The following is a 10,819-nucleotide window of genomic DNA, read 5'->3' on the forward strand; positions in this document are numbered from 1 at the left end:
GTCATTACTTGTGCTTAAAACTTAAAGCGCTCTACGGCACTCGTTAGAGAGTGTGCAAGTTGATTTACGTCTTCACTTTCGCTTGCTAGGGTTGTCGCGTTTTTGGCATTTAAGGTGGCTTGCTCTGTTACCTTTGCCATTATTTTTTGGATGTCGTTACTATTAGTTAACTGTTCATGAGAGGCCTTTGCTATTTGTTCGCTCATTTGATTAACCGATAGTAATGTGCTTTTTATACGCTCTACAGCTTTATTTAGTTCAGCACTATTTTCAACACATTTTTTGGCTTGTTGTTGGCCATCATTAATTTCACTTTGTGTTGTTTTAGTATGCTGTTGTAATGTTTGGATCATGGTATTTATTTCGCTTGTTGAGCTTTGTGTACGCGCAGCTAGTGAGCGAACTTCATCAGCGACAACTGCAAATCCTCGTCCATTTTCACCAGCTCTTGCCGCTTCTATTGCAGCATTGAGCGCAAGCAAGTTTGTTTGCTCAGCAATACTACTAATAGTCTCTACAATGGCACCAATGAGTTCGGTAAATTCAGCAAGCTCTTTTGTGCTACTAACTGCCTTATCTAAACGGCTTAATAGTGCCTCAATACTTTGGCTATTTTGATTGGCTATTTGGTTAACGTCATTAGCAAACTGTGAGGCGTTAGTTATTTCATTTGATGTGCTATCAGCTTGTTCGTACACGGCTTGTGAATTATCTAGCATACTTTGTGCAAGCGCAGTTGCTTGTGCGCTCCGCTCTAGCTGTAGTTGGGCAACAATGGTCATTTGCTGGCCTTTTTCACTGGTTTGAATCGCTGATTTGTCCAGTTCATGTGCATCGTTACTAATTGCTTTTATTAAATGGCTTAAGTCGTCACTAAGTTTATTAATATTGTTAAGTAAAGTGCCAAACTCATCTTTACTGCGTGGATGGCTGCGCTTAGAAAAGTCACCTGAGGCTATGCAAGCTAAATCACGATTTACTTTATTAAGGGGCTTTAGCATTGCATTGGTGGTAAAAATTGAAATTATGATCACCAGTATAATCAGTACAAGGGCGATTATAATTACCGAGCTTGAGCCCATATTAATGGCTGATTTGGCATTATTTTGAAGGGTGTTAAATCGTTCATCAGCAAGTTTATTAAGTTTAAGTAATTGGTTTTCTGTGTTTATAAATTCTTGTTGAAAGCGTTCAAATTTTTGTTGCGCCGTTGTTTTGTTTTCAATCGTTTTCTTTTGTTTTACATAAATACCATTTGGCGCATTTAAGAGATCCCTTAAATCGTTGAACTCAATAGTAAGTTGGCCGATGTTTAGATCATTACTAAAAGGTGTCGCCTGCTGCTCTAGGTAAGTAAAGTTAGGCTGAATATTATCGAGTAAAAACAAAGTATCTTGTTGGTGATTACTTAAGTCGCTAGTACTTGTAGTTTGAGTGATGCTTTTAACATTGTTACTTAAATTAAATAGTAGATCATCAATACGTGTTGCCGTACCAAACATAGAATCGAGTAGAGGCTGTTGTGTTGAGGGTACTTCTAATAGCTCTATGTCAAGCAAACGATTACTCAAGCTACTCAATTGCTCAATGAATTCTTTAATAAGTGATAGGGCCGAGTTTTGTGCTTTAAATCGTTGTTCCTTTGCACTAAACATTGCAGCACTTATTTTGCTTAGTTGATTAAAGTTATCAGTTGTTGCTGCAAGTAAAGCTTGCATATTTTGCTGCTGAAACAGTTGGGATTCAAGCGCATTAAGCATTGTTAGAAATTGCTCTTGCTCTGCGTATGCTTGGTCTTTATTTCGCAATAGTGAATCTGGTTTGGTCTGGCTGTAAGCAACAGCATTAAATTTAGTTATGGAAAGAAGTGAAAGCCTTAAATCTTTACTAACTTGTTGTACTGGAACGGCTAAGGTTTCTATACGTGAAGTAGTAATACTAATTTGGTTTAACGACCAATAAAAAAACACACAGCTAGTCAGCATTAACAGCCCTATGGCAGAAAAAGCTAAGATTATTTTATGTTTTATAGCAATAGAGCGCATAACTTCATCAACAAAATTAACACTTTATTTAGTGTAGCAGTGTTTTTTAGATGTTGTTAATTGGTGGCTAATTAATAATGCATTGCTGCTTTTTCCCTGAAATTATAAGCATGGCGTGATTATCTTTACCCCAAAACAGTACATTTTCGCTTATGTACTTATTCCCTGATGCACTTTTTTCATGATTAATTAAATGCGTTTCGTTGTTAAAAGTAAGCTCAGCATATTTATCGTTGATAATACTTAGTGTTAGTTTTTTTTACCACATAGATAGGTAGTATTTACTTGCTGTTCGCTACATGCGATTAAGCTAAGTAAGCTGACTATAATTGCTATATTTATTTTCACTCTTACCTCCATCTACGTTCAAAATGATCATCTTTGGGAAGCCCTGCCCTTAATTCTAATTAGAGATTAACAAAGCTAAATTAACCGTTGGTGAAAGTAATGCTTTACGTTATGTTTATAGCAATATTTTTTGAGCTCGGAAGCTTTATGGCTGGTACTAACCTTTTAACATTATTAGACGATATAACCACTTTGCTCGATGACATTGCGACAATGAGTAAAGTAGCAACAAAAAAAACAGCGGGTGTATTAGGCGATGACTTAGCACTCAATGCGCAGCAGGTTACAGGTGTAGCAGCAGAGCGTGAATTACCGGTTGTTTGGGCTGTGGCAAAGGGCTCATTTTTAAATAAAGCGATACTCGTACCCGCCGCTTTATTAATAAGCGTATGGCTGCCTTGGTTAATAACACCGCTTTTAATGATGGGTGGTTTATTCTTATGTTTTGAGGGGGCTGAAAAAGTATTTGCTAAGTTTTTACCCCACCAGAATGAAGCGATAGACGAAGATGAAAAATTAGATTTAGTTGAGTACGAAAAACAAAAAGTAAAAGGGGCAATAAGAACCGACTTTATTCTTTCTGCTGAAATCATTGTTATTACGCTAGGTACTGTTGCTGGTGCTACATTATTTAACCAAGCGTTAGTGCTCTGCGTTATCGCAATTATAATGACTATTGGCGTTTATGGTTTGGTTGCCGGTATTGTAAAGCTGGATGATGCCGGGCTTTATTTACTTAACCAATCAAAGGTGAAGGCTAATAAATTTAAAGAATTACTAGGTAAAGGTTTGCTTGCCGCCGCACCTAGGCTAATGCAGTTTTTAGCGTTTGCTGGCACCATCGCGATGTTTTTGGTGGGTGGCGGTATTTTGGTCCATGGTGTTGCGTTGCTGCATCATATACAGTTGGATGTAACAAGCTATGCTCAATCGGTTGCTGGCGGTACAGGAGAAGTATTAGCACCTCTCTTGTTTGATGGTTTGCTAGGCGTTATTGCCGGCTTAGTTGTTGTGCTTATACATGTAGGTTATACAAAGTTATTTAAAAAATAATTTATAGCTGGCGTACTTGTTGCGCCAGCTATATTGAAATTCACTCATTTACAGATAGTTATTTTACAAAGTGACTCCAATTCAAATTGTGCTTTAGTATTTTTTTGCTCAATGGCCTTTTTATACCAATAAATAGCTTGCTGTTGATCCTGATCTATTCCCTGACCATCACGATACATTTGCGCTAAATTTAATTGCCCCCACTGAGAGCCTGCTTCAGCAGCTAGCTTAAAGCTATTAAATGCTTCAACAAATAACTTATCTTTAAAATAAATTATGCCTTGTTGATTGTTTTTATCGAGTTTTAAACCTTTATATAGTGGCTTAGGTTTGGGAGGGAACATCACAAACCCGCCATAAAGGCTGTTGGCATAAGGTCGCAGCACGTCATAAATAGCTTCGTCTTTATACAAACGCTTTACTTCATCACGAGGGAGAGTGATTGTTTTAGTGGAAAAGTAATTGTCTTGAATTAGCTGGCTGGTACGCATTGCCAAAGTAATACTATTATTACGTTTATAGCTGTAGTTGCTTATCTGAAAGGTAATAAACTGTTTATCAAAACTTAAAACTTGAGCAATTCTTAAATTGGTTAGGGTCCAGGGTTCGTGTGTAAATTTGTCGGCGTGTACTAAATAGGTGTCATATATTTTAGGTGTATTCAAATAGCTTTGCTTTTTAGTCTCGGTATCAAGATGCTGTTGATAAAAAAACGAAACAATCCAAAGTAATAAAAATGCGCCAATAAAGTATTTGGGTAGGCTTAGTTTTTCTATTAACGGTAGTTGCGTTATTTTAACCTGTTCGCTTTTTCCGCATTGATAGCACTCGCGTTTATAACTTAATTTTAAGGCAAGCATAGGCAAAATACTAAACCGTAAATAGCGGCTTTTATTTACTAAATGGTAGGCGTCGCTTTGACAATGAGGGCAGCGTGTTGTTTGTGCAAAATGTGGAAATGATTCACTCGTGTTGAAAAGTAACATAAAGCACGCTCCTTGTTTAATTACCTAAAGGTAAAACAAGAAGCGTGTTAGTTAAAGCCACAAACTGTAAGTAAGTATGTCTGTTATTACTTATTTTGAGCTTTAGGCTTAATTGTTGTTTTTGCATCAGCAGCCATTAAAGCAAATACAGCGTATGCAGCGGTATTTTGACGCAGCTTAGCAGGTGTTACTTTATCAAGCGTATCGTCAGCTGTATGGTGGTAATCAAAGTAATCTGTTCCATCTTGAGCAAGTTCAAAAATAGGTGCTGACGTTGCTGCTTTAAGTGGAATTAGATCAGGGCCACCATTCGCTTGGTTTTTACCAATGTGCTCAATATTTAACGGCGCAAGTTCTTTTGCTATAGCGCGAACTACAGGAAGTGACTCTGCGCTTACGTTCGATTCAAAAGCATATACAACATCGGCGCCAAAATCAGACTCAGCGGCTGCAACAATATTGCTTAGCTCGTTTTTATGCTTTGCAAAATAGGCTTTTGCACCCCAAAGACCTAGCTCTTCAGCTGCAAAAAGTACCACACGAATACTGCGCTTAGGACGCTTTACATCGCTAATATGTTTAGCGGCTGCCATTGTTAGTGCAACGCCTGCACCGTCATCTAGTGCGCCAGTCCCTAAATCCCAAGAATCTAAATGCCCGCCGATCAGTACATATTGTTCTGGGTTTTCGGTACCATTAAACTGGCCAATAACATTATAACCTGTGCCTTCACCAAGGCTTTCGGTTTGCACATTAATATTTACCGACACGTCTTTATTTAAAGCAATGAGTCGTGCTATTTGATCGGCATCTGGGTTAGCAATGGTTACATTAGGTATTTTTGTAACACCTTCTTTGTAGTAACTACCGCCAGTGTGTGCAAAACGATGATGACCGGTACTTACCGAGCGCATCATGTAGGCAACAGCGCCTTTTTTAGACGCCTCAATAGCGCCTGTGCCACGTGCTTTTACAGCAGGTCCGTAACCATTGCCGTCTATATCGCGGTTCATGCGGTAATTAATATACGCAATTTTACCTTTTAAGCTGTTCGCCGGTGCGGCTTTTAGTTCATCAAGTGTTTCGAATAAGACTACTGGTGCTGTGATCCCATCTTTAGGCGTGCTTATACTGTTACCTAATGCAGTTAAATGTAGAGGTTGCTCGCTTGGTGTTAGTATTTTTCCGCTTTCACTATAACGGCGCCATTCAGGAAATGTTGCTTTTTCTAGCCATACTTTATCAAAACCAAGCTCATTAAATTTAGCTTTAGCCCATGCAACCGCTTTTTTATCATTTTCAGTACCAGGTAAGCGAGGGCCCACTTCAGTTGTTAATGACTCTAGTAACTTATAGCTTAGCTCACTATTTAGTGCAGAGGTGCGCACTTCATTGACTTGTTGTAATTGCTTTTGGGTAAATTCGGCGTTGTTAGCGTTTGCAGCCATACTGCTAGTAAGCAGCAGTGCGGTAATTAATTTTTTCATTTGGGTAAGCCTTTTTAATAATTAGCGCTATTAGAACATGTAACAAACATGATAAAAAATAGATGAGATGAATAGGCTTTGTAATAGGTTTAATGCTGTTAGGTATAAACGTTTAGATATAAAAAAGCCCGCGTAAATGTACGCGGGCTATATTTTAACACTGTTATTTAAGGCATTTATTTAAAAGCTAAATTGCGCTGCTAAACGAAGATTTGTACCCTCGCCAACAGTTACATTACTAGTGCCGCCACCACCTAAATAGCTTTTATCAAATAAGTTTTCGATGTTAAGGCGTAAGTTAATATCGGTATTACTTAAATTAAACTTATAAGTAGCACCTACATCAACACGCGTATATGCATCTTTAGTAATTGTATTGTCGCTGTCGGCAAAGCGCTCACCTTCATAAAAAGCACCAGCGTTAAAAGCAATTGCATCGTTTAACTCATAGCGAGTCCAAAGAGATGCAGACCATTTTGGTGTATCTGTTGGACGTGCGTTGCCTTGAACATATTCAGCATCAATGTACATTGTTGATGCCATGACAAATAAACGATCAGTGGCTGCGCCTTGTGCACCTAGTTCAAAACCTTTGTGGCGTTGCTCACCGGCCTGTGTTGTTATTGTTTCAATATTACCTGCTGGATTATCTAACTGCTCAGTGATCAAGGTGCCTGTTTTGCTAATGTCGAAAAGTGCACTGCTAAGCATTAAGCGATCATCAAATAATTGCCATTTAATGCCTATTTCTTTTTGCTCAGAAGTAACAGCATCAAGTTTCATACCGTTATTGGCATCATTTTCATTGATTAAGGTATCACTACTTTGCGGTTCAAAGCCTTCAGAATAACTACCATATATAGTTGCTGAAGCATTCGGGTGGTATAACACGCCAAACTTAGGCACAAATGACTCATTGTCTGCGCCTTCTTTATTTTGTTTGTCAAATCGACCACCGACAGATACTTGCCACTCTGGTGTGAATGTCATCAAATCTTGAAAATAAACGCCATAGAAGTCATATTTAGATTCTCGTTTGGTTGTATCCGTTGTGTAACTCACGTCTGGGCGAGCTGGCTCAATTTGGCCTGCAGAGTAGGTAATAGAGTCACTAGAAGTGCGTAATTGACCATAGTAATAATCAAGCGAATTTGCACCAATCAATAGTTGGTGTTGGACGCCTGCGGTTTCAAATTCACCGATAAAGTCAATAAATGCGGTGGTAAACTGCCAGTCATCAAAACGATCATAAGGGCGAGATTCATAGCTATCACCTTCAGTAAAAGAAGAAGGTTTACGAGGTGCTGATTCAAAACGTTGGCGTTCAAACGTTTGTTCGTTATAGCCAAGCTTTACTTGCCAGTTATCGGTTAAAAATACTTCTAGGTCTACACCTAGGTTTTCTACCGTTATATCGGTAAATGCCCAAGACATATCGCGAATTGTTTTGTCATCGCCAATTACGTTAGCATTTTCATCAATCCAAGCGCCAGTATCTAACCCCGCTTTATCATCTGTGCGGTCATAATGCACACGTACTAATGCGTTATCGCTAATATCATAATCTACAACTAATGCACCTAAAAAGCGGTCGCGTTCACGGTTTTCACCGTTTTGGTACTCACGCCAGTAGTCAACGTCTTGCTTTACTAAAATACCACGAGCACGTAAATCTTCCGATTCAGTTAATGCTCCTGCAGCATCTACCATAAAGCGAGTTGACCCATGCTGATCTACATCGGCACTGGCATTAAATAATGTTTGTGCTGTAGGTTTTTTGGTTACCATATTTACCAAGCCACCTGGGCCTGATTGACCATATAAAATGCTTGATGGACCCTTAATAACCTCTACTTGCTGCAGGATTTCGATTGGTTGTTGGTAGTGTGACCAATGCTGATGCCCGTCGCGTAAATAGCCTGTTGATGAGCTTAACTCGAATCCACGTAAATTAAATACTTCGCGGTTACGTTGTTGCGAGCCTGCAGTTAAGCTTGCGTCATTGGTAAGTACTTCGCCAAGGGTAGTGGCAAGTTGTTCGCTAATAATAGTGTCGGTTATTACAGTGACAGATTGTGCAGTTTCAAGTAATGAAGCTGATGTTCTCATTGCGCCATTGGCGTTATCTACTTTGTAATCGTTAAAGTAGCTACCTTTTACTTCTATGCGTTCAAGGTCGGTAGAGTTTGCATGTGCGTTTGCGGTAATACTTGCTAATAGTGCTATGTAAAGAGAGTTCAGTTTCATTAATTGCTTCCAGGGCAGATATGTAAAAAAAATAGAGATCTTAATGCAAACTACTATCATTTTCAACACCTTTCATTAACCTGTTTATAATGTGTTTGCTAATGGTTGCCAATTACGAATTCTGCTATTATTAGCAGCATATTTAGTGGGACTTTCTCCCATGTTATTTTATTGCTATGGAACTTACTGTGACTTCAACTGCTTTTTCATCTTTGGCTTTACCGGCTGGACTCGTTGATAATTTATCAACACTTGGCTATGCCCACATGACACCTGTGCAAGCGCAAAGTTTGCCGCCTGTACTTGCTGGTAAAGACATCATTGCTCAGGCAAAAACCGGTTCAGGTAAAACTGCTGCGTTTAGCTTGGGTGTGTTAGCTAAACTAAACGTAAAACGTTTTCGTATTCAATCTTTAGTGTTGTGTCCTACTCGTGAGCTTGCTGAGCAAGTTGCAGTTGAAATGCGTAAATTAGCGCGCGGCATTCATAACATTAAAATATTGACGTTATGTGGTGGTGTTTCAATTGGCCCGCAAATAGGTTCACTTGAACATGGCGCGCATATCATTGTTGGCACACCTGGGCGTGTTGATGATCATATTCGTAAAGGTACTTTACGTTTAGATGATGTTGAAACATTGGTACTTGATGAAGCCGATCAAATGCTTGATATGGGTTTTCAAGACACACTTGATGCAATTATTGAGCGTATTCCACAAAATCGTCAAACATTGTTATTTAGTGCTACATTCCCAAGAGCCATTGAAGCAATTGCTAAGCGTGTACTTAAAAATCCAGAAATGGTTAAAGTAGAAGAAGAGCAAGCCAAAAGCACAATTAAGCAGTACTTCTACAAAATGGATAACAATAAGCAGCGCTATCCAACGCTTAAGTTATTACTTCTTAAATTTACACCACAAAGCTGTGTTGTATTTTGTAATACCAAAGTAGAAACACAACAAGTGTGTGATGATTTAGCTGACGAAGGCTTCAGCGCTGTTGCATTGCACGGTGATTTAGAGCAACGCGATCGTGAACGTACGCTAATTCACTTTGCAAATAAAAGTGCTTCAATACTTGTTGCAACCGATGTTGCTGCGCGAGGTTTAGATATTGATGACATGGATATGGTTATTAACTACCATTTAGCACATGACACGCAAACACATGTTCACCGTGTTGGCCGAACTGGGCGTGCTGGTAAAAAGGGCATTGCTTGTTCTATTTACGGTGAAGCAGAAGCGTTTAAAATTGCACAAATTGGCGATCATTACGAGCGTGATATTACTCCAGAGCAAATGCCGCCGTTTAATTTATTAGATAAACCGCCGTACCGCCCTGAAATGGTTACTTTGATGATTGATTCAGGTAAAAAGCAAAAAGTACGTGCAGGCGATATTCTTGGTGCTCTAACAGGTAAGGATGGGGTTGCAGGTCGTCAAGTAGGTAAAATTAACGTACTTGATAACGTAGCATTTGTTGCAGTTGAACGTAATTCATCAAAACCAGCACTTCGTAAATTAACTGAAGGCAACATTAAGGGGCGTAAAATACGCGCTCGTCGCCTTACTCGTTAATTTATATTTGAATGAATGTACTAACGAGCAGCTGCTTTTAGTTGCTCGTATTCTCCTTTTACTTTTTTAAATTTTATTTCGCAGCCGCTAGGCTTGTCGGGATGATTTTTGAGAGCTTGTTGCCGCCAGCGTTTTTGTAGCTCTTTAAGGGTAAAGTTAGTTGGCAGTTCCCATTTAGCAGTGAGCTCATCATAATTTTCTTTTGTTAACGTTACTGTTGTATCTGCATGTTTTACCCTCTCCCAAAAACTAGTCAAGAGTGCATCTATTTCTTGTGCTGAGGCGTCGTAATTTTCCCAGTTTAGATAATAGTCCTTCAAATTTGTTTTAATTATTAGTGGGTACTCACACTCTTTTTCTAAAAGTTCTATATGCAAAGCTGAAACTAACAATGTTTGTGGATGAAGCTGAGTTTGAAGTTGATACAGTGCATTCATGATGAGAAAGTTGCGCTTAAATAAATCACGATCAGGATTTTTATCAAGTGATTTAATTGCACCACTATTTATAAGTTCTGATGCTAGAATATGAACTTGCCAAACTTGCTTTGTTAATATTAAATCAAATATCTGGTCAATCAGTGGGTTAAGCATTGTTTACGCCCTAGTAATTGGTGTATCTTCGATAAAGATTACATTGTTATAAGTAACAATCTGAAGGATTAAAATTATGCGAGGCAAGTTTAAGTGCCTTTTATTCATTGTATGTAGTGCGCTAGCTCCACCGAGCTGTGCACAAAATGCTACTTTGTTACTTGATGAGTTTAAACAACAACAGCAATGGAGTGCAAAGCTTCAATCTGGTAATACATTGCTGGAAATGCAGGCAACCACCGCTAAAGATCGTGCTTTAGTGTATTCAGAGTTGGGTAACTTAGCATTTTCTAACGGCCAATATCCTGATGCATTACACTATTTTAAACTACTCGAAAAAGAAACATCCCTCTCATTTTTACCTACAGAAAATTTTCGCGCAATAAAAATGCAAGGGGTGATACTGTTTTATCAAGGCTTATTTCAGCAGGCTATTGTTGAATATAGTCGTGCATTGGTTATTGCTGAAAATAACAATGAAAA

The 10,819-nt window shown here is 38.7% G+C and carries 8 protein-coding genes and 1 pseudogene; 3 read left to right on the top strand and 6 right to left on the bottom strand.

Annotated features, from left to right (window positions below):
- Positions 1-14 precede the first annotated feature (14 nt).
- Entirely contained in the window at positions 15-2,045 is a 2,031-nt protein-coding gene (locus tag P20495_RS10560; protein WP_008136175.1) for a methyl-accepting chemotaxis protein, read from the bottom strand.
- Positions 2,046-2,112: 67 nt separating this feature from the next.
- Positions 2,113-2,286, bottom strand: coding sequence for an MliC family protein (locus tag P20495_RS22725; RefSeq protein WP_306304978.1), 174 nt, complete (start codon positions 2,284-2,286; stop codon positions 2,113-2,115).
- A 254-nt stretch (positions 2,287-2,540) separates the two neighbouring features.
- Here P20495_RS22725 and P20495_RS10555 point away from each other — a divergent pair, with 254 nt between their 5' ends.
- Positions 2,541-3,446, top strand: coding sequence for a DUF808 domain-containing protein (locus P20495_RS10555; protein WP_033015709.1), 906 nt, complete (start codon positions 2,541-2,543; stop codon positions 3,444-3,446).
- A gap of 44 nt (positions 3,447-3,490) precedes the next feature.
- Here the strand turns inward: P20495_RS10555 and P20495_RS10550 are convergent, their stop codons facing one another.
- From P20495_RS10550 to P20495_RS10540, 3 genes are all read right to left on the bottom strand, one after another.
- Complete coding sequence (locus tag P20495_RS10550) at positions 3,491-4,432, bottom strand: tetratricopeptide repeat protein (RefSeq protein ID WP_008136177.1); 942 nt, start codon at positions 4,430-4,432, stop codon at positions 3,491-3,493.
- Positions 4,433-4,518: 86 nt separating this feature from the next.
- Positions 4,519-5,919 (bottom strand): M20/M25/M40 family metallo-hydrolase, encoded by a 1,401-nt coding sequence (locus P20495_RS10545; protein WP_008136178.1) that lies wholly within the window; start codon positions 5,917-5,919, stop codon positions 4,519-4,521.
- A 180-nt stretch (positions 5,920-6,099) separates the two neighbouring features.
- Positions 6,100-8,166, bottom strand: coding sequence for a TonB-dependent siderophore receptor (locus P20495_RS10540; RefSeq protein WP_008136179.1), 2,067 nt, complete (start codon positions 8,164-8,166; stop codon positions 6,100-6,102).
- Between the two features lie 188 nt (positions 8,167-8,354).
- On the opposite strand from P20495_RS10540, the gene dbpA reads away from it, so the two are divergent.
- The gene (gene dbpA / locus P20495_RS10535) at positions 8,355-9,743 is read left to right on the top strand and encodes an ATP-dependent RNA helicase DbpA (protein ID WP_007377352.1); all 1,389 of its coding nucleotides are present in this window, start codon (positions 8,355-8,357) and stop codon (positions 9,741-9,743) included.
- Positions 9,744-9,763: 20 nt separating this feature from the next.
- Here the strand turns inward: dbpA and P20495_RS10530 are convergent, their stop codons facing one another.
- Positions 9,764-10,336, bottom strand: a complete 573-nt coding sequence (locus P20495_RS10530; RefSeq protein WP_008136180.1) for a DNA-J related domain-containing protein — start codon at positions 10,334-10,336, stop codon at positions 9,764-9,766.
- 76 nt (positions 10,337-10,412) lie between these two features.
- Here P20495_RS10530 and P20495_RS20530 point away from each other — a divergent pair.
- A pseudogene (locus P20495_RS20530) lies at positions 10,413-10,819 on the top strand (hybrid sensor histidine kinase/response regulator); the annotation flags it as partial.

Source organism: Pseudoalteromonas sp. BSi20495 (assembly GCF_000241185.1).
Classification (GTDB): Bacteria; Pseudomonadota; Gammaproteobacteria; order Enterobacterales; family Alteromonadaceae; genus Pseudoalteromonas; species Pseudoalteromonas fuliginea.